Below are 25,905 nucleotides of genomic sequence, written 5' to 3'. Positions count from 1 at the left end.
GCCTGATTCTCTTATTCCCAAGGATAACTAACGGTGAGGAAGTCGGCGAAGTTCTTGCTTTCTGCCCGCCGTTGTTTCCGCATGGCCGCCCGGGCTGGAGCAGTCGTATAATTTCTTCTCTTCCTCCGTCTCCGGAATGATGCGAGGAACAATGAGTTTACGGTTATTTTCATCCAAAGCGACAAAGGTAAGGAATGCGGTCGCCGCAATCTTCTTCTCCCCCGTCTTCAGATCCTCGCGGATCACCTTCACAAAAATCTCCATCGAACTTCGTCCCGTCCACGATGCGAAGGATTCCAACGTCACCGAATCCGTCGGATTAATCGGATACAAGAAATCGACCGAATCGGTCGAAGCCGTAACGGTATTTACCCGGCACAACTTGGATGCGGCGATGGATGCAATGTCATCGATATAGGACATGAGTTTGCCGCCAAACAAGGTATTATGGTTATTTACATCGGTTGGAAATACTCTTGCCGTCTTGAAACAACGTGTTTCGCGCACATACTTTCTCTCCACTTGATCTAATTCCGTAGGTTTAGGTATCTCTCTCATTCTTTGTAGTCCTCTTGACAGTATGGCTGATGGACGTTGCAAGATATGCCGCGTCCATCCTCTCTATATGTTAGTTCTAGTATAGGTGTCGGTCACTTCTTCCTCGCCATCAGGAACCAGTTCAAAGCGCAAGCCAAGTGCAAAAGCCACCTTCTGGAGCGTATCGAAGCGCGGAATCTGCGCGGAGCTCTCCAGACGGGCAATAGCCGACTGCTTGAGTCCTGCTCGTTCACCGATATTATCGGAAGCTAGGGCGCTTCTAGCGTCGACGACATGCCGTCTGATGTACCAATATAATAGACTGTCATACACTGTTACATTTCGAATACACAAAAAAGGATTCGAGCTGCCGATAATGGCCTCGAATCCTTTTTTGTGAATAATCAGTCGTAACGGATTTTAATGTTTTATCCGTTAGCTTCAGTGGCGCTATTGGAAGCGAATGCAGACCACTTTACATTTACACCATTGGAACAATGGAATGAGATTTTATAGTCACCACCGCGCATACCTTGCGGATAATCCGCCGTGCTTCTCCAAGTATATGCTGCTCCCGGCTTAACAGTAGCTGCAATATACTCTAATCCTGATGAGTGTTGCATCGTAACAGTTAGATTGCTTGTTCCATTGTTTAGGAAGTAGAATTTACCATGTCCGTAACCAGCTGGAACCGAGAAAGAAGCGGGGGCGGTAGAAGAAGCAGAGCTCACAGTTGTGAGCGGCTGTGTGTTACCAATAGCGAACGGAGTAACAATTGGTGGCGTTGTCTCATCTGCCGGATTTAGCTGGACGCTATCAGCGCTAACTACTACTGGAATCGCCAAAGTTGCGGCTAGTGCTAAGGATAAAACTGCGGATCTTGCTTTGTTTCTCATTTGTTATAAACTCCCTCACCTAGTATAATGTTGTCTAATACATGTTAATATTATACTTTTTTTTCAGAAAAAGCAATGAAAAAAATGGTAAAAAGTAAAAAAGAAGCTGTATCCCTATTCAAGTGAAGCATGATTCAAAAAAAACCGCCAGGCGCGGACCGGCGCGCTGGCGGTTTGATGTTGTATATTAAGCCTTGGGTCTGAAAATGCCAGACGGCTTGCCGATAGGCAAGAACGTATAGCCGAAGTGAGCGTTCAGTACGGAAGCACCTGTGCCGTACAACGACACGATTCCGATTCCCATTTCAGCATAAGCTGCGATGGTATGGAAGATATGAGGAGCTACGCCGAAAGCGTCAAAGGTCAGGCCAAGGAACAGGAAGTCAATGAGAATGAAAATGATGAGCAATACTTTGTTGGCTTCAACGGCACCCAGCGTCATGAACAGGGTGAACACGAGATATCCGGCAAAAGCAAATCCGAGCTGCTTTCCATCTGCCTGTTCCGCAAGAGTGGAGCCAAACACGCCCATTTTGATCAGCCAGTTGGCACCCATGGCGAACCAGAAGAATGCATATGCGCCGAAGGCAGTTGTGCCAAAGGTATTGTTACGTTTGGAATCTTGAATACAAGCGAACAATTGGGCAAATGCACCTAGGAAAATCGCCCAAGGAATGGCGTAGCTAAGGCCGTCTGTAATGCCAAGTTTTTGGGAAGAAGCGACCAGAGTGACGATGGCCAACCCAAATAATCCCATTGCGCTGGGATCGGCGTTTATGATTTTGACTTTAGTCTGTGAATCGGTTTGCATGGTGTTGATGAGCCTCCAAATAATCAAATCAGGATGATCCGTTCGAACTGAATCGTCCTCTATACTTCTTATTTCGTATCCGCCTGGTCCGGACACACACATCGCCCTATTGTACCTGAATGAATTACATATGAAAAGGGATTTTATTACCTTTGGGATGATTATCCGATCCCTTGTGAGGCTCGTGTTAAAGATTAAGAACGAAGAGATTGGTTTTTTTAACATACACAATAATGACACAACTGTTTGAATATGAAGTTAGTGGGGATAATTTGCTCGTGAAATTGTAAGCCAACCTTCAATTAGGCGTTGCAGAGCCATTTTCTCATCGTCTTCTAGAGATGGCTATAGAGACTTTCAAAAATTGGAGAAGGATACAAAACATCCATGCGAACTATGCCATATGTTAATCCAACTATAGATTGACAGGAAAACCTAAAATGTAACACAGAAATAGGGAGGGATTAGAGCGATGGTTATGAGTTTGGAATTGAAAAATCAAATAGAGAAAGCCAGACATAACCTTCATATGTTGGTAGAGCATAACGAGGGTAGGTTTGGGCATCCCGATGTGCTTCAGCAGTCCATGGTACTGGATGAATTGATCAATGAGTATAATCGAATGAATCTAAGCAAGCCGAGGGCTTGATGGATATAGATGAGCTATTTTTTGCAATCATGCGCACATGATAATAGCTGGAATAGGCAGCAGGAAGATCGAATGCTGTATCATTCCAGTTCAATCATGAGCGCATGTTTTTTTTGTTACTCTTTAATGCAACAGCCGCTTCGCTTCCAGATAAAGTACCTGAACGAACTTTTTGGTGTTAATGCGGGTCTGGGACAAGGAGGGCTCCACATTGTTTTGCAGTTCCAGCATTTTCTTGCGAATCTCCGTAAAGTCAAAGAACTTTGACGCGTAATTCTCGAAGTTCGGATGTGTGTAATCCGTGAGTCCGAGCGATACGACATGGCTTAATGTTTGGAAAATTGCCCGGCGAACGCGCTGCTCAGATGCCTTGATCTCCTTCGTTATTTCCGCTGATGTGGCATCGGAACCCAGTTTGCGTATGGCTACATTCTGGAAGATATCCTTAAGTGACGGGAACGTGTATGGAGAGAGTTTATGTTCCTCCGTTTCAATCTGCTCCAGGTATTCCAGCATGTCCAGCAGATCTCTGCTGCCGGCTTCTCCGATCATGCCCATCTCGGATAACAGGAAATGTCCTGCTGTCGTGATCGTTTTGTCGGGGGCCGGTGTTGAAGCACGTTCAGAAGATTGTAATCTGGACAGTCCTTGCAGCGTACGCTGAATATCTGCGATGGATTGCTGCATACGCAGACGCTCGTCTACCAGACGCAGAACAGACAGGATCTCCAGTCGATTAATCGGCTTCGTAATATAGTATTCGATGCCAAGCGAATAGGCTTCCCCAATCATATTTTTCGACTCAATCTGGGAGATCATCACGATCTTGCCATTGAACCTTCCTTCAAGTGCACGTATCGTCTGAATCCCGTCTCGCTGCGGCATGAGCAGATCAATTAGCAGTACATCCACCTTATGAAGCTCCAACAGTTCAGCTTGAATATGAGCCCCATCTTCGGCTTCTCCCACAATCTCACCGAGTCCCTCATCTTCAATAATATCCATTAGCATGGATCGAACCCCAGGATCATCATCCACAATAAAATAACGCATTTCCGTGGTCCTCCTTTCTGATTGACTGTACTCCTATATATTTCGTTCTCTGCATCTATAAATGATCTTTCCCTGCTATTAATGGTCCCCTATATCATACTTGGTTGTATATCTCGATGTGAAGACCCGTGTATGCAGACGAATATGTCAGATAAAGTGACAATGAATGGATAAACGTTGCTTATTTATAAAAAATTTAAATGTTTCCGTGTAGGTATTTGTCGGTTTCCGTAGATGCCCCTGTAGTATAGGTAACATCCGAAAATGTGGATTCCGAGATGTGCAGAATGGTGCAAACGATCTCTTAACTATCGTACTGCAGCAGAGATCTGTCCGTCTGGGGCGATAGAACTGCATGCCTTTATGAAGTAGTATGAGAATTTTTCGCCCAGTCATACAGCTGGGGAACGCTTTTTAACGAACCGTCAACGAAAAGGGGCATAGCCAATGGAGCAAACAATACAAGATATTATTGCAGTTTTCAATGATTTTCTGTGGTCCAAGCTGTTAATCATCTTGTTGGTCGTATGTGGTTTGTATTTTACGACCAAGACCCGGTTCATGCAATTCCGCATGATTGGGGATATGGTGAAAGTGCTCAAGGAGCCAAAGAGCAAGGAGCCCGGCAAAATTTCGCCGTTTCAGGCATTCTGTATCAGTATGGCAGCCCGCGTGGGAACCGGGAATATTACCGGTATTGCACTGGCAATCGCACTGGGGGGACCAGGGGCTGTATTTTGGATGTGGGTTATCGCGATTTTTGGTTCGGCTTCGAGTTTTGTGGAGAGTACGCTTGCTCAAATTTATAAAATCAAAGATAAGGGCGGATTCCGCGGAGGACCGGCTTATTATATGGAGCGTGGCCTTGGGAAACGATGGATGGGGATATTGTTCGCAATTCTCATTACGTTATCGTTCGGTTTGGTCTTTAATGCTGTGCAGTCCAACACGATTACAGTCGCATTCAATAATTCCTTCGGCATCGATCGGTTGACTGTAGGCATAATTATGGCCGTTGTGTTCGCGGGAATCATTATGGGTGGTGTTAAACGGATTGCCAAGGCGTCTGAATACATCGTTGTTGTTCTTGCTGTGCTGTACATTGGTGTGGCTGCATTTGTTGTTCTGTCGAACATCACACAACTTCCTGCCATGATTGCGCTGATTGTGAAAAATGCCTTCGGCATTGAACAGGTCGCGGGTGGTACACTTGGAGCCGCGCTGATGAATGGTGTTAAACGTGGTTTGTTCTCCAATGAGGCGGGTATGGGTAGTGCACCCAATGCTGCCGCTACAGCGGATACAACACATCCGGTCAAACAAGGGCTTATTCAGGCGTTTGGCGTGTTGACCGATACCTTGGTTATTTGTACAAGCACGGCCATGATTATTTTGTTATCAGGTGTGTACAAAGGTTCCAATCTGGGTGGGATTGAGTTAACTCAAGCGGCATTAAGTGTGCATATCGGTTCATGGGCATCCGGATTTTTGGCAGTCATGGTGTTCCTGTTTGCCTTTAGTACGCTCATCGGGAATTATTACTACGGGGAAACCAATATTGAGTTTATCAAATCCAATAAAGTCTGGCTGTGGGTATACCGTGTGTGTGTCATCGCGATGGTGCTGTTTGGTGCTATTGCCAAGGTACAGCTGGTATGGGATCTGGCCGACCTGTTCATGGGTCTGATGGTTGTGGTGAATCTGATTGCCATCCTGATGCTGTCCAAGGTGACATTCGATGCGCTGAAGGATTACAAGAAACAAAAGGCCGAAGGACGTGATCCGATCTTTACTCGGGACCGTATTCACATTCCGGGTGAAGTCGAATGCTGGGAGTCTGAGGCTGAGGTGGTAGGAACTCCACGTACACCGCGATAAAAAGACAAATGAAACAGGACTTAGAATTTCCGTCACGGGGACGGGGATTCCAAGTCCTGTTTATTCTATTTCCCTAATCGTTCACAGAATAACTGATGAGTTGCTCAGACAGGGACTTCATGCGTTCTCCCGCTTCATTCAGCTTCTCGATGACATCCGTGAAAGAAGATACAAGTGTGGCTTGCTCCTGAGAAGAAGCTGCAATCTGGGATACTTCGACTTCCATCTGTTTAATCACCTCTTGTACATCTTTCAAGCTGATATCAATATCGCTGGTAGCCTGTTTGGCATCGACAGAAAGTTTGCGCACTTCCGTTGCGACCACACCAAAGCCAACTCCGGCTTCACCTACACGCGCAGCTTCGATAGCGGCATTGAGCCCAAGCAAGTTGGTCTGTTCCGAGATTTCACGAATGAACCCGGCAACCTTGTTGATCTGAGACGAATTCTTAACCGCCAGGCGTGTATTCTCCAGAATCTGTTCGCTGGTGGCTTGCAATTCTTCCGCATGAGCGGCAACATGCTGGACCATGTCAACCAGGTTTCCATTAATGGTTTGGTTTTCTTGTATAATAGCTTCAAGCTGGTTTTGGTTCGATTGATCATACGATACGCAGAAAATAGCAACGACCTGATGATTATCATCAAAGATCGGTATATTAAGGACATCCAGCTCGATACCGTAGTATTCTGCCGGCAGGTGAGTCAGAGAGGCTTCGTTTCCGTTCGTGAGAGCGGTGAAGTTCTTATATCCATCCAAGAGAGGATCGCCTTCTTTGAATCCGAGATTAAACTTATCGGTGGAGACAGAATACAGTACCTTCTCGTGATCATACACCGTTAGACTGGCTGGTTCTCTAAGAATCATTCGGATATAAGGCATTACTTTCAAAAGAGCATCTACAACGTTCATAACAGGTAGAACCATCCTTTCTTTATTTGAATTCTAAAATAGCAGTTGTAACTATGCTTGTTGCTTTATCTTTCATCGGATAAGAGTGCGCTATCATGTACTCCTTTTTTCATAAAATATTGTCATTTTGAAGGCTGGATTTTAAAGTGTTTCCCATTTAAATGAATGTATTGGATATAAAATCTAGTTGTAACTATTTTTATATCAAGATATTTGTCTGGTCTATATCGTTTATGGAACATGTGTCCATTGCATATGTAGATCTAGACAGGGGGGTATCCGAGATGAGAGAAATCATGGACTTTGGACTGCTGCGCCAGCTTGCGCGGGAGCATGGCCTGGATCAGGTGCTCGACGAACCTGCACTTGCTGAATTAAGGTTGCTCGAAGCTTCCAAAGGCGAGATTATATGTGCCAAAGGTGAACGTCCCGAACGATTATATTTTCTCGTCCAAGGTAAACTTAAGATTTATACAACACTGCCCAATGGCAAGTCTTTGTTACTTCGTTTTAGTATGCCGCCTGCGCTGGTAGGTGATCTGGAGCTGGTCAATGGCAAGGAAGCCAAAAACACGGTGGAATCCGTCAACAAAAGCTTACTGCTCGGTGTAAGCTATCGCTACCTCAAGAATACATATGCTGAAAACCCGAAGTTTCTTCATTTTATGCTTAGCCATGTGACCCACAAATTATATACCTTCTCGAATCTGTCGAGTCTCAACCTGCTCTATCCCGTCGAGAGCCGTTTTGCAAGCTATTTGTTGTCCACGATGGAGCAAGGGGAGCAGATCACGGAAGAAATCCAGACCTCTAAACTGACAGAGCTGGCGGATATGCTGGGAACGAGCTATAGACACTTGAACCGGGTCATTCATGACCTCCGCGATCGTGATATCATCCGCAAAGAACAGCGCAACATTGTCATCTGCAATCTGGAGCAGTTACGTGAAATTGCGGGAGGTAATATGTACGAATAAATAAGGTTAGATGGCATTGCTTTCACAACTGTTGTACGGCAAAAATGTAAAGACACCCTCTCTTCAGGCAAAGGGGGTGTCCGTTGCCTCCACCTGTCAGGTGGAGGTTTTTTTCTTTGTCGTTCTATTGATCTAGATACGGATTAAACATCTCCACGCTGTTCGAATAATTGAGCGATTTCCACGATGACCTGTGTGGCCTTAACCATATTATCCACCGATACATATTCGAATTTGCCGTGATAGTTCTCTCCGCCTGTGAAGATATTGGGTGTAGGCATACCCATGTACGAGAGCTGGGAACCGTCTGTGCCTCCCCGAATTGGGCGAATGACAGGTTCGATATCAAGGCGAGTCATCGCTTCGTGTGCAATATCGACGATCTGGCGCACAGGTTCGATTTTCTCACGCATGTTATAGTATTGATCATTTAATTCAATGGAGATGCTTTTCTCACCATATTTGCCTTTCAATTCGCTTACGACATCCAACAAATACGCTTTACGTTTCTCAAACTTCTCCCGGTCAAAGTCCCTGATGATGTAGCTCATCTTGGTCAGTTCGACGTCTCCCTCGATAGATAACAAATGATAGAATCCTTCATAACCTTCTGTGAATTCGGGAGCTTCCTCCGCAGGCAATCGGCGATTCAACTCCATTGCAATTTTAGCGGAATTGACCATCTTGTTTTTGGCTGTGCCGGGGTGCACGTTGGTGCCCCGTACTGTGATTTTGGCAGCAGCCGCGTTGAAACTTTCGTATTCCAGTTCGCCAAGGGGTCCGCCGTCCACCGTGTAGGCATATTTGGCTCCAAAGGCAGGGACATCGAACTTATGCGGCCCACGGCCAATCTCTTCATCCGGGGTAAAAGCAACACGAATCTTTCCGTGTTTTATTTCCGGGTGTTCAATCAGGTAGGCCATCGCCGTCATGATCTCGGTAATGCCGGCTTTATTGTCCGCACCGAGCAGTGTTGTGCCGTCTGTTGTAATCAGAGTGTGGCCTTTATATTCACGCAGTTCCGGGAAATCAGTGGTGGATAACACCACATCCAATTCCTGATTCAGAACAATGTCCTGTCCATCATAGTTGTCAATGACCTGTGGTTTGACATCTTTGCCTGTAAAGTCGGTTGCGGTATCCAGATGAGCGAGGAAACCGATCACTGGGACCTCCTTGTCTGTGTTGGATGGCAATGTCGCCATTACGTAGCCGTTATCATCCATGGTCACTTCCTGCAATCCAATGGATTTGCATTCTTCAACCAGGTATTTACCCAAGACCAGCTGGCCTGGTGTGGAAGGGCAAGTCTCACTATTTTCATCGGATTGTGTATCCATTTGAGCATAGGTTGTCAGTCTTTGAATTAAAATATCTTTCACCAGTAATCGCTCCTTCGGCTCGGTTTAATATAGTTGGGTATAGTATAACCTGTATGTCTGTATGGCTATCATATCATGTTTTGGGGTCATTTCGAGTTGTGGTGAATGCATCAGAGGAAAGGGTCAACTAGGTATAAAAAAGGGTACTATCTCACAAAAAAGTACGTACTTGTATTTCTATAGGTTAGGTTCATAATGGTTATTGAGGATTTGGAGCAGGACAACTGCGGCAAGCATGGGCAGCTGTTTTCCGATCTGGAAAACAAGGAATTGCCTCAACATATATCATCATATTGAATAGGAGATGTAATTGAAATGACAGAGAAATTATTTTCCCCGTATCAATTCAAGGGACTTCAACTAAATAACCGTGTCGTCATGGCACCGATGTGCCAATATTCCGTTACTGCCAAAGACGGTATTCCGAACGATTGGCATCAGGTACACTATGTAAGTCGTGCGGTTGGGGGTACAGGGTTGATCGTGATCGAGATGACGGATGTTGATCCGGACGGACGCATTACCGACAATGATCTGGGCATCTGGTCAGACGAACACATTCCTGCCTTTACCAAGCTGGTGGATGGCATTCACGCTTATGGCTCCAAGGTGGCCATCCAGATTGCGCATGCCGGACGTAAAGCGGAGGATGCGGTGCAGCCTGTAGCTCCATCGGTAGTTACTTTCCCTGGAGAGAGCTACAATACACCACACGCTTTAACTACTGAGGAAACACAAGCCATGGTACAGAAGTTTGCGGACGGTGTACGCCGTGCAGTAGCTGCCGGAGTCGATGCCATTGAGCTGCATGGTGCACATGGTTACCTCATTCACCAATTCCATTCTCCACTGATGAACCATCGTGAGGATGAGTATGGACAGGATCTTTCCCGTTTTGGTGTCGAAATTATTCGTGCAGTGAAAAAAGAAATGCCGGAAGATATGCCGCTGATTATGCGGATTTCAGCAGTGGAATACGCTGATGGCGGGTATGACATTGATCATACCATTGAAATTTCCCGTGCCTATCAGGCAGCAGGCGTGGATATGTTCCACATTAGCTCAGGTGGCGAAGGACCATCCGGACAACGTAAACCGGGTAACTACCCTGGTTACCAAGTGCCTTTTGCTCGTCGTTTCCGTGAAGAACTGAATGTTCCTGTCATTGCGGTAGGCATGCTTGAGGATTCAGCTCTGGCTCAAGCAGTTATAGGCAACGGTGATGCAGATCTGGTCGCGGTTGGCAGAGGCATGCTGCGCGATCCTTACTGGGCGACTCATGCAGCTCTGGAACTGGGTGTTAGCAAAGATAAAGCGGCTATTGCACAGCCATATTCCCGTGGATACTGATCTTAATTAGAACATTTATATAAATGTCATTATAAAGGGATGTCCCATAAGTCATGAACATGACGGAGGACATCCCTTTTGGTGTCATTACAATCTAACGAACCGAGCAGCTGCTATTCGCTGCAATTAGTGCCTTGATTGGAAAGTGAAATCACTTCCGAGGGTAGTCCTCGTGTCGCTTCAAACACATATTTCTGATCAGAACGCGAGGGTGCCTGGTCGGGATCGAAGTCGGCATATACAACAACGTCGATGAAACCGATCTGTTCCAGAATCATGCGCAGCTCCTCCACACCGTACCAACGTAATGCAAGCTGTTGCAATTCTGTGGCTATGAGGGTGCCATGGCGCCACTTTTCGTAGCGAATCAGACTTACTTTGTACTGCTGAAGCATATTGACTTCGATGTCTTTGCTCTCCATTGTAATCGTATCGCCATCCGGTAATTGAACAGTCGAGGTAACTGAGTAGTGTGAAGTCGTATTCGTTACGTCTGGTAAAAAGAGGTCCAGCACAAGTCGGCCTCCCGGTTCCAGATGTTGATACAGATTACGCAAGGCCTTTATGGAAGCCTGTCTGTCTTGAATAAGCAGTAGTGAGCCTGCGGCGATGATAATGACTTCATACCGATAAGGAAGATGAAGCGTCTCCAGATCAGCAGTGAACAATTCAGGCATGGGCAATCCCCGCTTGGCGCAAAGAGCCCGGCATGAATCGAGCATATCCGTTGAATAATCAAGACCATCTACATTCAAACCAGCCTCAAGTAATGGAATCAGCATTCGACCTGAACCGGACATCGCTTCCAGGATGCGTCCATTGCAGTTCATCAGATAATCACGGTAAAATTCAATATCGCCTTCAAGGGATTGGCCAACGGGTTTGGTGGCATTATAAACCTCGGTACATAACGGACCATAATAACTAAAAGACATGTAACGTTTCCTCCACAACATAATTAGAATAAGAATGTGAATGTGGAAGGGAATAGCTACGAAATGTTTATCCCTTCCGGCAACGGTTGGAATTGAAATTTTCAGAGCAGACTATCATAAGGAATCACACACCTTTTATGTAATATGTTCCAATTATAGGTTTGTCTTCAATGATGGTCAACAGAGTACCTGTTGTTAGCAGAATATATTTGACACAGAACATCTAATCTTGAACAATGAGTTATATCCATTTAGAAGGAGAGATATCATGGAATCTTCAAGTGCATTACCAGATATTCGGGAACAACTAATACTTCACGCACCTGTAGAGAAAGTATGGGCGATTGTATCCACGTCGAAGGGGTTGGAATCTTGGTTTATGCCAAGTAATCTGGAGCCGGTGGAAGGGCATGAATTTATATTGGAAGCAGGACCCTTTGGAAAATCACCGTGCAAAGTCACGGAAGTTCAGCCGTCACACAAGCTGTCATTCCAATGGGGTAAGGATTGGACGCTGACGTTTGAACTGACGGAGCAAGGACAAGACACTGACTTTACATTGATTCACAGTGGTTGGGACGCGGACAAACTGACTGAATTTGGACAAGCTCATGCCATGGTTCGTGAACGGATGGAGCAGGGTTGGGCTGGCATCGTGCAGAAACTGGCTCAGGTCGTTGGAAAAGCTTAAGGAAACGAGAAAGAAAACACATAGTCAACAAATTCAAAAAGTCACAGGTCATACTCCGGTCTGCATTCCGGTAGCTGAGCCTGTGGCTTTTTTGGCGTTAAAATATCATGTAAGAACTATTTCCGTCAGCAACAGAAACGTGTAACATGGAGTTATAGGTATAAAACGACAAAATTAGACGTCTCTCGCCATGGGGGCGGAAGGATTACATAGATGAGAAAACACTGGATTATGCTCACCATTAGCTTTATATGTATTGTTGTCTTTCCTCTGGGATCCATTATACAAACGTTAATTATCGAGCGCGGCAACCCTCATGCAAGGGATGGGGTCATGGACCTGACCAGCTGGAACTTCGACAGGCATGGGGCTGCATCCCTGAATGGTACTTGGGATTTCTATCCGGGCCAATTGTTGACGCCCGTTGATTTTGAGGCGGATGTATCCGGACGAAAGCCACTTTCCAAGCCTGTCCCTATCCATGTCCCATCCCGGTGGAATGGGACTCTTGGAGAGGCGCACGGGTATGGGACCTATCATTTACGTGTTCGAATTCCCCCTAGAGCAGAGAAGAACGATTATGGAATCCGCACTCAAAATATCCGTATGGCTCATCGTTTATTTATAGATGGCAAAGAGATTGGCGGCAAAGGGCTGCCAGGTACAACACGAAATACCGACATTCAGCTCAATTTGCCTTTTACGGGATTTACTTCCATAGAAGGTGACGTTGCAGATATTATCATTCAGGTATCCAATTACAGCTACTCGTCTGGAGGCATTGTTGCATCCATTTTGTTCGGAGACGAGCACAGCATTCTGAAAGGCCAACAGCAGGACTGGCTCAAGGATCTGATGACACTGTTCGGGTTTATTCTGCCAGCGGCCTTCTTCCTGATGCTCTTCCGGTTGCGGCGCAGTGAAAAAGAGCTTCGGTATCTGGGATTATTCAGCCTGTCCGGTGCGATGTACGCATTGACACATGGAGAGAAGTTACTGGGAACCTTGTTACCGTTTTTATCGAATAATGAAATACTGCGGCTTCAATTACTCAGCGCGGCTCTTGCGTATTATTACTTGTTACGTTATATGGATGCACTTGTACCTGGAGCGGTACATCAATGGTTTGTTCGCTTGGGTGTGGTTCTGGTAATTGTCCAATGCATGGTAGGCCTTACATTGTCTCCTGTTCTATTCTCATTGTTGGAGCTGCCCATGCTGCTGATTTCACTTGTGGTGATTGGTTACACACTGCGAGCCATGCTTCATTGGCTGAAAAAGCAACCGAATGACGGTCATTTTGTCCTAATGAGCATGATGAGTATATTTATGGTGGTTGTGCTGCACACCGTTGGTGCTTTCACCACCGTGGATACGACATTTCTTGCGCTGTATGAGCTTCTGTTATTCGTCTTTGCACAGATGATCCTAACAGCGACCCGGTTCGCGCAATCATTCCGTGAAGTTGAAGCGTTGTCTGAACGTTTGCTTGCCATTGACATTCTCAAGGATGAGTTTATGGCCAATACGTCACATGAACTGAGAACTCCCCTACATGGCATTATTAATATTGCTCAATCGATGCTGGAAGGGGCGGCTGGGGCGGTCACACCCAAGCAGGCCAAAAATCTGTCTATGATCACCTCAACTGGAAAGCGGCTTTCACTGCTGGTAAACGATATTTTGGATTTTTCCAAGCTCAAAAATGGTGAAATTGAATTAAAACGGAGTGCTGTGGACCTCGAGTCCGTTGCCCGAACGGTTGTTGAAGTCTCTGGTTTTACCTTTGAAGATAAACCGATTGTGCTGATTCAGCAATGGTCACCATCGTTGCCGTTGGTTGAAGCGGACGAGGATCGCCTGAGACAGATTCTGTACAATCTGCTGGGCAATGCATATAAGTATACGAAGCAGGGAGAGATTCGACTCTATGCCCGTGTGGATGGAGCTCTGGTGACGGTATCTGTCGCCGATACAGGTGTTGGTATCACTCCAGATAAACTGGAAGACATATTTCAGTCTTACGAACAGGGCAATGGAACAAGTGAGAGGGTTAACGGAGGAACTGGTCTTGGGCTGAGTATCACCCGCAAACTGGTCGAGCTTGGGGGAGGGACCATCTGGGTAGAATCAGAGCCAGGTGAAGGTTCGACATTTCATTTTACCCTGCCTATTGTGCAGTTTCCTTTGCTGCAAGCGAGTTCGAGGCCTGTTGCAGCCCGATATGTATCTACCCAAGAAACAAGAGCACAGGATACGACAGCAGCAATGGATTGGGATGAGACAGATGATATTCTGGAAGCAGAGCATACAATTCTGATTGTGGACGATGATCCCGTGAATCGACAAGTGTTGTTCAATCTGTTATCAACGGAACGTTACCGTGTCATTGTAGCGGATAGTGGGGCAGCAGCACTGAAGCTTCGTGAAGAGCACCCATCTATTGATCTTGTCATTACAGACTGGATGATGCCGCGAATGTCCGGGCTTGAGCTGTGTCGCAAACTGCGTGAGAACAGTTCCTTGTCTGAACTGCCAATTCTGATGTTGACAGCTCGGGGGCTGCCTGAGGACATCAAAATGGGCTTTCAGGCGGGAGCAAATGATTTTCTGAGCAAACCTGTGGATGCAGGTGAACTGCGTGCCCGGGTAAGGACGTTAATTGAGATGCGTACCTCGGTACAGGAAGTTATTCGTACGGAAATGGCTTTCTTGCAGGCACAGATCAAACCGCACTTTCTATATAACGCGCTCAACGTCATTATTGCTACATGTTCCGTCAATCCGGACAAAGCGACCGATCTGCTTATTGAACTGAGTCACTATCTGCGGGGAAGTTTTGACTTCCAGAACCGCGACCAACTGGTTCCGCTCGCGAAGGAATTGGAGTTAGTGGAGTCCTATGTACATCTGGAACAAGCGCGGTTTGAGGAACGTTTGGTGGTCCATTATGATATTGACCCCGATGTGCGTCTTTACTTGCCACCACTCAGCATTCAACCGCTTGTGGAGAATGCCATTCGTCACGGAGTAATGGAGCGTGCTGCAGGCGGCACGGTTAACCTTGGTATTACCAGGGAAAATGAGCATATTGTCATTGTGGTACAGGATGATGGTGTAGGCATATCTCCTGAGCGTTTGGCTCAGGTAAATTCAGGGCGAACTGAAGGTCCTGGAGGTGTAGGTCTACAGAATATTAATCGACGCCTGTTGTCCTTATATGGGCAAGGGCTGGAGATTCAGAGTCATACGGGGAAAGGAACGCTAATACGGTTTCACATACCTGTGGAGAACAGAGATAGTTCCAAATAATGGGATGTTTTGTGCGGATTTGGTTAACAGACTATTAAGCAGATGCCAAGATAACCGGTATTTCCATTGAATAATTCACGGCAGGAGGCTGGAAGAACGATGAAAGCCATTGTAATCGATGATGAGAAACCGGCACAGCTTCATCTGGAGCGCCTGTTACGATCGGATGGGCGGATTAGACCCGTGCAGTGTTTTTCAACAGCCCGTGCCGGTCTGGATTTTCTGGCAAAAGAGCGTGTGGACGTAGTGTTTCTGGACATTGGCATGCCCGAAATGAATGGACTGGAAGCGGCTGAATATATACAGCAATTGGACAGCAGTATTCGCATTATATTTATAACGGCTTACGCGGATCATGCGGTTGAAGCCTTTGAGCTTCAGGCGCTGGATTATGTGCTGAAGCCGGTAAGTTCAGCGAGGCTTGGCAAAACGATCGATCGTATTGCCGCAGGGATGATAGCCTCATCCCCTCAGGTTGCTGCAACTGCTGAGGTTCTGGAATCTGAGGCTGTGGAGTTGGATACCCGTGTGCCTGGATTGCTTACTTTTAAACATCTGGATATCTACCGAAGCCTGGATCAGGAAGCACAGAAGCACAAATGGCGTACAGCCAAATCGCAAGAACTGTTTGCTTTTTTGTTTCACCATAGAGGGGATTGGGTAAGCAAAGAGATTCTGCTCGATAAGCTGTGGGCGGATGTCTCACAAGAGAAGGGGCTAACGCATCTGCATACTTCCGTTTATCAGATACGCAAACTGTTGAAGGAATGGAATATGACGGGCAAGCTGGAATACAACATGAACCGCTATCGTTTGTTATCGGGTAATCTGGTGAGTGATGTAGAGCAATTCGAGCAAGGTATGGCATATGATACCGTTACGTCAGACAATGTCGATCAACTGCGGGATATCGTCCCGCTCTACCGTGGTGATTATCTGGAGGAGCATGATTATCGCTGGGCTCAAGCCAAAGCCAGAGAACTGAGAAGTAAATATGTAGGACTGGTTATGGATATCGCCGAATGGGATATGGAGCATGGACGGGGTAAGGAAGCCATGGAGCAGTTGAACGAACTACAGGAACGGGAGCCATTTGCCGAAGAGATCTGCCGCTTAATGATGAGAGTATGTGCATCCATGGGTGATCAACAAGCCATACTCAGAATATATCATTCATTCACGCTGACCCTGCTTGAAGAACTGGGACATCAACCGGAGCAGGAGACAATCAGGCTGTATGAAGATTTAACGGCAAAGTAAGTAGAAGTTCAGCAGGAGGATGAAGCATGAAATTATTCATACATCGCAAAGATTTGCGCACAGATGATCTAGTCGCATTCGATTATTTGCGGAACCAGGATGCAGAGAGTCTGCATGTGCTCATCTATGATCCGTTTCTGCTGCGGCAAGGTCGCGAAGAGGAACATAGCGGAGTGAATTTTCTACAGCATGCTGCTGAGCTTGGTAAGCGGTACCGCGAGTCAGGCCGCAAGCTGCACGTCGCTTATGGCAAACCAGCTGAGGTGATTGAACATATCCTCGATTGGATGCAAAGTCGTATAGATGAAGTCATCGTTCATCGGGATATGACCCCATATGCAATCGAACGTGATCGTGGAATACGTAAGGTAACCGAGGAACGAGAAGTCACATTTACACAGCTGACGGATCATCTGCTGATGGATCTGAAGGGGTTTGCTGATTTTACGGGCAAGTCCGAGCCTTACAAAGTATTTGCAGCCTTCCACCGACGCTGGGTGGAATTCATGAACGAGCATCCTAATCCAGCTTCAACTACTTCGGTTGCGGATGTGCAGGTCAGTGATCAGCAGATAGAATGGCCAGAGACCTTGCAGGTACCACCTCGATTGCTGGCATATGATGTATCGGATTTGAAGGAACCTCATCAATTGTTGGATGGCTTTTTATCTGACAGAATTGCTGATTACGGAGACCATCGGGATGAATATGAAGCTTATGAATCGAGTCGGCTCAGTTCTTATGTTGCTGTGGGGGCTGTATCCATCCGCAAGATGTATGATGCTGCAAAACGCACAGAGCATTCGGATGAATGGATCAGACAATTGTGCTTCCGCGACTTCTATCTGTATCGGGCCGTATATGAGAGTCATTATTTTACATATGAAAAAGTTTATGATCTGTCGGCGCTCAGCGAGGTCCACTTCGAACGGTGGTGCAAGGCCGAAACGGGCATTCCGATTATCGACGCAGCCATGACGGAACTGAATGAGACTGGACATATGCCGAATCGGCTTCGTATTCTGACCGCGATGTTCCTTACCAAAAATCTGCAATGCTCGTTTACACTGGGTGAAGCGTATTTCAGACGCAAGCTTCGTGACTATGATAATATTCAAAACCGGGGCAACTGGCTATGGTGTGCATCACTTGGCGAGAATGCAGCTCCATACTTTCGGGTGAACAATCCGGTGACACAGTCAGAGAAGTATGATCCCCAAGGGGATTATATCCGCAAATGGCTGCCTGACCTGAAGGATTTGCATAGCAAAGAGATTCATCAGCCACGTCAGGATGCAATTGTTGATCTGAAAGCCTCAAGACAATCGGCTATTGAGATCTATAAACAAATTCTGGCCAGTCGTCAGCAGTGAAGTTTACCATTTTCATCCCAGTGAACCAGCAATATTTTGGACAGATACGAAACATGCTCACAGGCCGCGTCATAGCGGTCTTTTTTTACATATATAGACATGAAAATATGGTGAAAAATGTTGAAAATTTAGGAACTTTTAAGAATTTGGACTACCCATCTTAAGCTTTATGCTTTTTAATAGATAGTGAGCTTATCATATTAAGTCATCTTAGACATATCAACGAAACATATTAAGGAGAAACGCTAATCATGAGTGAAACAATCAAAAGAGAGCGAATCCCAGAGCTGAATCTCGTACGGGCAATGGCTATCATCGGTGTGCTGTGTGTGCATTCCACTTCATACGCGACGGTGGACATGACAGGTTCAGGGTATTACTGGCTGTACAATTTTATTAATATTTTTATGAAATATGGTACACCCACATTTATTTTCATGAGCAGTTTTGTACTGTTCTATAACTATTATTCTCGCCCGCTCGATAAGAAGCTGGTCAGCAACTTTTACAAAAAAAGATTTGTTTACATTTTGCTGCCGTATTTCCTGTTTTCATTAATGTATTTTGTCATCCTGCACTTCACGCATTATCAGGGCCGTCCGTTTGGTGAATCAGCGGTAAGTTTCATTACGAAACTGTTCACGGGCAAGGCGTATACGCATCTGTACTTTGTATTTATCAACATGCAATTTTATCTGTTATTCCCGTTGGTATTGTGGCTGCTCAAGAAATATCCCTCAGTCGTCAAATGGTCGGTACCGATTGGGCTGCTCATTCAGTGGGCATTTATCGTAAGTAACAAATATGGCTTCCAGGTGCCGAACAAGGGAAGTTGGGCGTTCTCTTACTTTTCCTATTTCATGCTGGGTGCTTTTATCGGGGTATATTTTCCGAAGATTAAACAATGGTTTGTCATTAGTCGGGAAAATGCAACCAAAGCTCGTGTAGTTTCATGGATTGTGCTGTGGGCGGTTTGGATTTTTGCCGGACTCGGCCATGTATACATTTATTATCTGTTGCGCTTGAAAATCGCGACGTATAACACGCTATGGTACGAGTTTTTCTGGAATCTGCATACGTTCGCCTGTGCGCTGGTGCTGATTCAGATTGCATACCTGCTCTATCGTAAAGGACCATCCCTGATCGTTAAGCCGCTCAATCGGCTTGGGGCACTGTCCTTCGGTATTTATCTGATTCATCCCTTCTTCCTCTTGGTCTATCGGAATTATCCACCACAAACCGGGGTTTCCTGGCTGATTCACCTGTGGTACGCCGGAGGTTTTGGTGTGGCGTTGATCGCATCGTGGATTGTGGTTGGACTCACTGCAAGATTCGTTCCATTTGCATGGGTGATTTTCGGCAATTTGCCAAAACCAAAGCCACGTCTGGTACCACAACAAAACTCGGGACAACTCGACGTTCGTTAAAAGATTTACGCCACTACAGGAATAATAAACCGTTTCTTGGTCGACCATTAGGGTTGAGCGGGAAACGGTTTTTTTTGATTGCCGATTTGATTCATATATGGGGAACGGATGTTTCTTTTTCATACGCGAAGGGTAATGAGAAGGCGGAACACAATTTTTTTATAAGCAGAGAACTTTAAGAACAGGATTAAGGTGAGAACAATGACAACATGTGAACAATGCGGGAAACCGATGCAAGATATATTGGAATATGTGGAACACATCCTTCACGAATGTGCGGGGCAGACGCAGGAGTATAAGACAAAAGATTATGGGACATCTGGCTATGAGTGTGTTGGCGAGCAGATGTGATACAATAGAAAGAAACCGGATTCATACGGAACCGAGGTGACAACATGGAGATGGGCTCGGCCCCTTTCCGGCAGGAAATGACGGAACATGAAGCGCAACTGACCAAGACATGTATGTACTGCGGGCAAAAGCGACCTTTGTCCGAATTCCGACGAAGAACCGGAAAGCGGGCTGGCCCTGGGGCCAGACGTGGCGCTTGTCGCTACTGTCGTCAGCTCGGTGGACAAGCGGATAACAATAACAACTCACTCCGGCCTACGGATGAGGCGGTAAAGAGTCATAAAGGTACTGGGGCTCCCGCGCCATCTGCATCTGCAAGTCATACAGGAGAACGGATCGTCGATACAAATGATACGCCTTCTGTTGCTTCTACTTCAGAAAGATATGGGGAGTCAAAGCCGTCCGTAGGTTCATCTTCTTCGATGATAGAAGGTGAAGCGGCTGAACTCGTTGCTTCTTCAACTGTCTCTTCGTCTTCGGGCAACCGCAAGAAGAGGAGAAGGAGGAGGAGAAAAGCAAAGCGTCCCGAGCTTCAGTCGGGTATAGAGCAACCGGAATCGCTCTCCCGAACTGATGAGGAGAGCGAGACTGTAGATCAGCCTCAGACGCGGGCTGATCAGCAAGACAGGGATTCGCAGGTGAATACAGCGAATGCTGCTCCATCTGCGAAGCGTGTCCGCGCGCGTACAGCCGCTGGCACGGATCAGGCCGCCGAGCAGGAGATTGCGGCGGCCAAGGCCCTGCTGCCAGGCAAGCCGCAAGGCCCGGCAGCAGAGCCAGGGGCTGCGGATCAGCCGACCGCAGCCAAACGCAAACGCAAGCGGCGCCGCAAACGTGCTGCCGCGCTTCCGTCCGGCGCAGGACAGGCCCGCAGCATAGCTGAGGCCAGTGCGCCGAGCCCAAGCGACCGTGGCGATGCCTCGGTCGCCGGACCCCCAGCAGTGGCCGCACAGCCAGCCGCTGCTGCAAAGCCCGCGCCCGGCCAAGCGCCGGGCACAGCCATGGAGGCTGCGCCTCCTGCACCCGTGCGCCAGCCAGGCTCGCCCGGGTCGAAGACGCGCCCGGCACGCAAGGAGCGTGCGCCTAAGGCGGGCGGCGAAGACACAGCCCGCGCCGGATCTTCCGGGCAGCGGGCGCCAGTACATTCCAGCCGCAGCCATGGGGCTGGAACGGAAAGCCGTCCCCGCCGTCATACTCCGGCGGTGCCTGTAGCGATTGACCCGGAAGATCCGGCATCGCTCCGGACGAACCGTCAGGGCATGGTGCGCATGCGCGGTAAGACGGACAAAGGGCGGCGCTGGCATCAGGAAGTGGATATGGAGCTGGCGGTCACGCTCGTCAAGGAAAAAGCCGCTGTTGTGGTTAATCGGTACACGATCCGCCGATTGTTTAGTAACAAGGATTTCAAGCGGTTTATTTTAACCCGGGATAACTATACCTGCTACTTCTGTGGATCGTATGGAGACACGATTGACCATCTTCTGCCGCGAGCCAAAGGGGGGCATACCACCCCGCTTAACTGTGTCTGCGCCTGCAATCTGTGCAACCAGTCCAAAGCAGCGATGGATGCCGAAGAATTCATGCGTTCCGGTATTCCCGAGTGGAATGCTGCACATCAGGAAGAGCTGAATGAATTGGCAATACAGGAAGCCCAGCTAGAATAAACGGTCAAGCGAAATACTGCCCTAAGCTTGTTCACCAATGGTTTCAAGCGGGATTGGATACATGGAGCACACCAAGACTGAACAGGTCCGGGTGTGCTTTTTTGTTTTTCAGCGTCGCTGGTGAAATTTCTTCAAATTGACAACGGTACAGCGCTCATATGTACGTTATACTGGGGAGAAGTGAGTAGTGAAACTTCACATCGGTTTACCAGATGTATTTATAATGGGCACCACATCTTTAGAAAATTTGAACTGTATAGATTGGAGGGAAGCAGATGAACCCGGCATCTTTGGACATCATGTCCTATATTACGGAAGAGAATATTCGTTTTTGGCTGGAGAAGTTTCGCTCCCTGGGCCCTTTACCGGGAATTTTGCTTACCTTTATGAAATCATTCGTGCCTCCGCTGCCTACACTGCTCATAGTTGGGGTTAACGGAGCGGTGTACGGGCTATGGGCAGGTTTTTTATATTCATGGATCGGGATGGTACTTGGCTGTACCGTTACGTTCCTGATTGTACGGGAGATTGGGAAATCGGCTTTTGTGGAACGTTGGGCCAATAAACCACGTGTGCAGCGCAGTATGGTATGGATTCGGCGGAATGCATTTAGTTATGTGTTTTTGCTGAGTATATTTCCAGTGGGACCGTTCGTAATTATCAATGTTGCGGCAGGTATCGCGCGGATGAGATTAACGTCTTTCCTGCTTGCTGTGAGTTTTGGTAAAGCCATTATGATCTTCTGTGTGACGTATATTGGTTCCAATGTAGCTCAGTTTATGGAACACCCTGTGCGGTGGGGCGGCGTTTTGTTGTTTATTGCTGCATCCCTGTGGGCAAGTCGGAAGTTAGAGCGTCACTTCACCCGTTCGTCATCCAATCGTGAGGAAATGAATGATCTGAGTCACTCCTCTGGAAAGTCTATTTCGTCGTAAACTTACGAAGATACACATACGTACGTTCGATTTTGAATGATTTTAATCGGAGATGACCAACTGTTTAGACTGTTTAGAGGGGGATAAGCATGATTGACAATGTCTTTGATTTTGAAAAGGAGCTGCATCTTATGAATGAGGATGAGCTGCGTTCGTTATTGCGTACGCTCTATCTCAGCGCAGATATGGCAGTCAGTGTTCAGTCGGCGGAAGAACATTCTGATCATTTTGCAACGGAAATTCAGTCGATATTTAATACATTGGACGAGAATCGGAACCGGGAGAAAACCGAGCAACAGGCATTAAAGGCACAGAAACCACGTGAAATTCATATAGCGATTGGTGAATCGCCGCTAGGCAGCATTAAGGTTGCGATGGGCAGGGTTCCTGGCCGCTCGGAGCGGCGGTTTCTCTCTATGAATGACTACTATGCCATCGGTCCATTGGGTGATTTGACGAACAAGGCGGATTTACACCGCAGGCATCTCTGGCTACTTGAGAAACTTTATTTGAGTGAGCATGGAAGTTATGCCGTCCAAGGCATGGATAAGCTGCTTCAATTAAATAACATGTTGAGTTCGATTGATGAAGATACGCGAATCACTATCTGGTATGCGAATAATGCGCATGAGAGAACGGGGCTTTTATATGCCATGCATTTGCTGCGTAACAGGCTGGGACCGATCTATTTGATCGAGACAAGTGCATTATATCAGGAATTATTCAACCCTTCTGAAGTTCAGCATGATGTTCTTAGAACAGGTGAAATTTTTTCTGAGAAGTTGTTAGCGATGTGGCAACACTGTGTGAATGCTGAACCGTTGTCTCTGGAGAAACGCAAACACATGGAGCAAGAGTGGGTGAATTTGGCTGTACAGCCTGGACTTCTGCGATTAATGAAGGATGGCGAGATTCAGAGCGTGCCTGAAGACGCGATAGATGAATATATTATGCAGAAGGTTAGAGAGGTTACGTTAACCCGACAGCCTGGCGAGTTTATAAAATCAGCCCGCGTCGTAGGTGAGGTGCTGGGCCATCTCGAACAAGCTGTCGGAGACGCATTCATTGAATATCGTGTTCGACAGTTGATCATACAAGAACGGCTTGAGATGGAAGGGAAGCCACATGCCATGCGATTCTATAGTGTGAGGCTCCCCCAATAACTGAAAAAGGTGCTTTCCCATAAGTCATTGGATGACGGGGGAAGCCCCTTTTTCGAGATATATTGGTCTAATGAACCTAGTACACGCTATTCGCTCCCATTTGCATCGTTCTGAGATGTAACGAATCACGGAGTTAGCCATGAAAGGGATAGGAGATCCCTGCGAGATAACCTTATTGATGTAATTATTTTTCATTCTGATTCTGATGATACATTGATGATATTCATTTATTCTGATTCCATAACTCCAATAGTGGCCCCTCTTGCCCATAGACCGGATCGGTATCCGGGGTGGGAACCTCCTGAATTTCACGCAGAACTTTGGGACGCTCTCCCGGCTCGCCAGTTCGGGTATTATAACTCATGCCACCTGGGTAGGCCCCTGCAATGCGGAAATCAAGGCTCGCACTCAGCCGCTTATGTCCGGTTCCCGCAGGTAATACGACGACATCTCCTGCCTGAAGGCGCACAACCTTTCCATGTTCCCCACCAAGGATAAGCTCAACCCAACCGTTCACCACCGCAAGTACTTCATGAGCATTGCTGTGATAATGATGATAATCAAACACTCCGTTAATCCAGCTGTTTCCCCATCCATTTAGGTTCAGCAACGACTCCGCACGAGAGGAATCTGTTGCCCAAATTCCCTTATACAGAAGTACAGGCAGACTCGGATGATTGGGGATCAAACCATCGTCATGGAATAACATCGTCTGTACATTGTTCATGTCCTCTTTCATCGTAAATATCACCTCTCTATGGCATTACCCGTTTAATTCTGGAGAAGAACAAAAAACAATTGTAAAATGATACAAAATGTATCACTAAAAGGTTATAATCAGAACATAGACTCTCTTCAGTGAACTTGTTGTATTAATCCCAAGGGGGAATGTGCTTGAATATTGTCATTACAGGGGCTTCTGGATTTGTAGGATTTAACCTTTCTCAGTATTTGGCGCAAAAGGGACATCGAATCACCCTGGTGGACCAGGATGATTATTGTCAGAGGCTTGTTCACAGCTCTCCACTTCATGAGATGGCCTTTATCTGTTGTGATCTCGCGAAGGACAGATTCAGCTTGCCGCACGAAACAGACTATATTATTCATCTGGCAGCGATGCCGCACGTAGACTATTCGTATCATCACCCCGGAGAAGTGTTTCGTAACAACACCCTCAGTACACAGGCCATTCTGCAATACGCTTCCGATCACCATATTCCCGTGGTGCTGGCTTCATCCGTTGAGGTATACGGAGGGGAGATGGGCAGAGTGTATCACGAATCCGATGAATATGCTCCTGTATCCCCTTATTCCGCTTCCAAAGTAGCCTGTGAGATGCTCGCAAGATCCTACGCTCAATGTTACCAGCTTCCTGTAAAAATATTTCGTTTAACCAATCTCTATGGTCCTTGGCAGTTGCCGGACCGGATTATCCCGCGTAATTTTGGCCGAATGATGGACGGCCTTCCTCTGGATATTCAGGGATCAGCTGTACGTGATTTTCTGTATGTGGATGATGCGCTGCGAGCGATTGAACAGATTATGCTGAATGGACAAGATCAGCAGATCTATAACATATCGACAGGGCAAGGAACAACCATGCAAGAGATCGGAGATCATTTGCAACAATTGCATACTTCTAATAGAATGGCGGAGATTCGGGAGCAGGAGCCCACCCAGTCCAGAGGTTCGAGTCTGGTCGTTCACTCTGGAAAGTTACGGTCAGAGACCGGATGGTTCCCTCAGACGACGCTGGAGCAGGGACTGGAGCAGACCTTTCGATGGTATCAGGAACATCCCGAATGGGTAAGAAAATTCAGCCGTGAATACCACACGACAAGAGAAGCACGCAGTTTTATTATCGATATGGCAAGATATGCAGTTCCGGCTATCTAAACAGGACAAAAAAAGCCAGGGAAGGGTGTAGTGAATAACACCTTCCTTGGCTTTTTTGCGCCCCCGTCGAATCCCGGTTTCAACCGGTATGGACGTCGGGCAAGTTCCTATATTTACTGCACGAATCGTCGTGCGTGTTCACGTTTAAACGAATCGATCTAGTGATGTTTTTTTACATCAGCAATTTTGTCCTGCACAGCACCTTTGGCTTTGTCTTTTTTACCCTCAGCCTGAAGGGATCTGTTGTTAGTCGCATTACCGATCTGATCCTTCACTTCGCCTTTGGCCTTGTTTACGCCTGCTTTGATTTTATCGCTAGTTGAATTACTCATATCGAACATCTCCTTCGTTTCTGGTGTAGTCCTTATTAACCGGGATGTCCGCATTCTAAACGTTCCCTAGTTCATGCGGGCAGAAATTTGTTCTGGATATTCTGTCAGAAATGATCTGTA

At 46.8% G+C, this 25,905-nt stretch carries 22 protein-coding genes and 1 pseudogene; 13 read left to right on the top strand and 10 right to left on the bottom strand.

The annotated features are described in order from the left end of the window. Window positions 1-11: 11 nt before the first annotated feature. The 4 genes and pseudogenes from RS891_RS30415 to RS891_RS30400 form a co-directional block, all read right to left on the bottom strand. Window positions 12-522, bottom strand: a pseudogene (locus RS891_RS30415) (acyl-CoA thioesterase). Between the two features lie 99 nt (window positions 523-621). After that, window positions 622-891: a helix-turn-helix domain-containing protein gene (locus RS891_RS30410; protein ID WP_315794004.1), complete on the bottom strand. Its 270-nt coding sequence runs from the start codon at window positions 889-891 to the stop codon at window positions 622-624. Between the two features lie 74 nt (window positions 892-965). Then, on the bottom strand, window positions 966-1,433 hold the full coding sequence (locus RS891_RS30405; RefSeq protein ID WP_315794003.1) for a hypothetical protein: 468 nt from the start codon (window positions 1,431-1,433) through the stop codon (window positions 966-968). A gap of 187 nt (window positions 1,434-1,620) precedes the next feature. Continuing rightward, window positions 1,621-2,244, bottom strand: a complete 624-nt coding sequence (locus RS891_RS30400) for an acetate uptake transporter (RefSeq protein ID WP_062322933.1) — start codon at window positions 2,242-2,244, stop codon at window positions 1,621-1,623. Between the two features lie 472 nt (window positions 2,245-2,716). On the opposite strand from RS891_RS30400, the gene RS891_RS30395 reads away from it, so the two are divergent. Then, window positions 2,717-2,893: an aspartyl-phosphate phosphatase Spo0E family protein gene (locus RS891_RS30395; protein ID WP_024629767.1), complete on the top strand. Its 177-nt coding sequence runs from the start codon at window positions 2,717-2,719 to the stop codon at window positions 2,891-2,893. 123 nt (window positions 2,894-3,016) lie between these two features. Here the strand turns inward: RS891_RS30395 and RS891_RS30390 are convergent, their stop codons facing one another. Then, window positions 3,017-3,946, bottom strand: coding sequence for a response regulator (locus tag RS891_RS30390; protein ID WP_315794002.1), 930 nt, complete (start codon window positions 3,944-3,946; stop codon window positions 3,017-3,019). 447 nt (window positions 3,947-4,393) lie between these two features. On the opposite strand from RS891_RS30390, the gene RS891_RS30385 reads away from it, so the two are divergent. Continuing rightward, window positions 4,394-5,824: an alanine/glycine:cation symporter family protein gene (locus RS891_RS30385; RefSeq protein ID WP_315794001.1), complete on the top strand. Its 1,431-nt coding sequence runs from the start codon at window positions 4,394-4,396 to the stop codon at window positions 5,822-5,824. A 73-nt stretch (window positions 5,825-5,897) separates the two neighbouring features. Here the strand turns inward: RS891_RS30385 and RS891_RS30380 are convergent, their stop codons facing one another. Continuing rightward, window positions 5,898-6,737: a methyl-accepting chemotaxis protein gene (locus RS891_RS30380; protein WP_315794000.1), complete on the bottom strand. Its 840-nt coding sequence runs from the start codon at window positions 6,735-6,737 to the stop codon at window positions 5,898-5,900. Between the two features lie 284 nt (window positions 6,738-7,021). Between RS891_RS30380 and RS891_RS30375 the strand changes: the two genes are divergently transcribed. Further along, window positions 7,022-7,714: a Crp/Fnr family transcriptional regulator gene (locus tag RS891_RS30375; RefSeq protein ID WP_163755665.1), complete on the top strand. Its 693-nt coding sequence runs from the start codon at window positions 7,022-7,024 to the stop codon at window positions 7,712-7,714. Between the two features lie 143 nt (window positions 7,715-7,857). Here the strand turns inward: RS891_RS30375 and pepT are convergent, their stop codons facing one another. Beyond that, window positions 7,858-9,096, bottom strand: coding sequence for a peptidase T (pepT, locus tag RS891_RS30370; protein WP_315793999.1), 1,239 nt, complete (start codon window positions 9,094-9,096; stop codon window positions 7,858-7,860). A 315-nt stretch (window positions 9,097-9,411) separates the two neighbouring features. Here pepT and RS891_RS30365 point away from each other — a divergent pair, with 315 nt between their 5' ends. Beyond that, complete coding sequence (locus RS891_RS30365; protein WP_113053134.1) at window positions 9,412-10,446, top strand: NADH:flavin oxidoreductase/NADH oxidase; 1,035 nt, start codon at window positions 9,412-9,414, stop codon at window positions 10,444-10,446. 113 nt (window positions 10,447-10,559) lie between these two features. Here the strand turns inward: RS891_RS30365 and RS891_RS30360 are convergent, their stop codons facing one another. Continuing rightward, on the bottom strand, window positions 10,560-11,381 hold the full coding sequence (locus RS891_RS30360) for a class I SAM-dependent methyltransferase (RefSeq protein ID WP_113053133.1): 822 nt from the start codon (window positions 11,379-11,381) through the stop codon (window positions 10,560-10,562). A gap of 268 nt (window positions 11,382-11,649) precedes the next feature. Here RS891_RS30360 and RS891_RS30355 point away from each other — a divergent pair, with 268 nt between their 5' ends. The 8 genes from RS891_RS30355 (at window position 11,650) to RS891_RS30320 (ending at window position 23,557) form a co-directional block, all read left to right on the top strand. Beyond that, window positions 11,650-12,072 carry an SRPBCC family protein gene (locus tag RS891_RS30355; RefSeq protein WP_315793998.1) on the top strand — a complete coding sequence of 141 codons (423 nt, stop codon included), beginning with the start codon at window positions 11,650-11,652 and terminating at the stop codon, window positions 12,070-12,072. Window positions 12,073-12,285: 213 nt separating this feature from the next. Continuing rightward, complete coding sequence (locus tag RS891_RS30350; RefSeq protein WP_315793997.1) at window positions 12,286-15,384, top strand: ATP-binding protein; 3,099 nt, start codon at window positions 12,286-12,288, stop codon at window positions 15,382-15,384. Window positions 15,385-15,483: 99 nt separating this feature from the next. Beyond that, window positions 15,484-16,644, top strand: a complete 1,161-nt coding sequence (locus RS891_RS30345; protein ID WP_315793996.1) for a response regulator — start codon at window positions 15,484-15,486, stop codon at window positions 16,642-16,644. A gap of 26 nt (window positions 16,645-16,670) precedes the next feature. Continuing rightward, window positions 16,671-18,017 (top strand): cryptochrome/photolyase family protein, encoded by a 1,347-nt coding sequence (locus RS891_RS30340; protein ID WP_315793995.1) that lies wholly within the window; start codon window positions 16,671-16,673, stop codon window positions 18,015-18,017. A 251-nt stretch (window positions 18,018-18,268) separates the two neighbouring features. Continuing rightward, window positions 18,269-19,444, top strand: a complete 1,176-nt coding sequence (locus tag RS891_RS30335; protein ID WP_064641670.1) for an acyltransferase — start codon at window positions 18,269-18,271, stop codon at window positions 19,442-19,444. A 395-nt stretch (window positions 19,445-19,839) separates the two neighbouring features. Continuing rightward, the gene (locus RS891_RS31765) at window positions 19,840-21,459 is read left to right on the top strand and encodes an HNH endonuclease (RefSeq protein WP_397386875.1); all 1,620 of its coding nucleotides are present in this window, start codon (window positions 19,840-19,842) and stop codon (window positions 21,457-21,459) included. Window positions 21,460-21,734: 275 nt separating this feature from the next. Continuing rightward, entirely contained in the window at window positions 21,735-22,394 is a 660-nt protein-coding gene (locus tag RS891_RS30325; protein ID WP_315793994.1) for a TVP38/TMEM64 family protein, read from the top strand. A gap of 89 nt (window positions 22,395-22,483) precedes the next feature. After that, on the top strand, window positions 22,484-23,557 hold the full coding sequence (locus tag RS891_RS30320) for a DUF1835 domain-containing protein (protein ID WP_315793993.1): 1,074 nt from the start codon (window positions 22,484-22,486) through the stop codon (window positions 23,555-23,557). Window positions 23,558-23,780: 223 nt separating this feature from the next. Here RS891_RS30320 and RS891_RS30315 read toward each other — a convergent pair whose 3' ends face one another. After that, window positions 23,781-24,296, bottom strand: coding sequence for a cupin domain-containing protein (locus RS891_RS30315; protein WP_315793992.1), 516 nt, complete (start codon window positions 24,294-24,296; stop codon window positions 23,781-23,783). Between the two features lie 149 nt (window positions 24,297-24,445). Here RS891_RS30315 and RS891_RS30310 point away from each other — a divergent pair, with 149 nt between their 5' ends. Further along, on the top strand, window positions 24,446-25,453 hold the full coding sequence (locus tag RS891_RS30310) for an NAD-dependent epimerase/dehydratase family protein (RefSeq protein WP_315793991.1): 1,008 nt from the start codon (window positions 24,446-24,448) through the stop codon (window positions 25,451-25,453). Between the two features lie 158 nt (window positions 25,454-25,611). On the opposite strand, the gene RS891_RS30305 is transcribed toward RS891_RS30310, so the two are convergent. Further along, window positions 25,612-25,785, bottom strand: a complete 174-nt coding sequence (locus tag RS891_RS30305; RefSeq protein ID WP_064506464.1) for a CsbD family protein — start codon at window positions 25,783-25,785, stop codon at window positions 25,612-25,614. Window positions 25,786-25,905 lie beyond the last annotated feature (120 nt).

It is taken from the genome of Paenibacillus sp. BIC5C1, assembly GCF_032399705.1.
Taxonomy (GTDB): domain Bacteria; phylum Bacillota; class Bacilli; order Paenibacillales; family Paenibacillaceae; genus Paenibacillus; species Paenibacillus taichungensis_A.
This window is presented reverse-complemented; position numbering and strand designations above follow the sequence as displayed.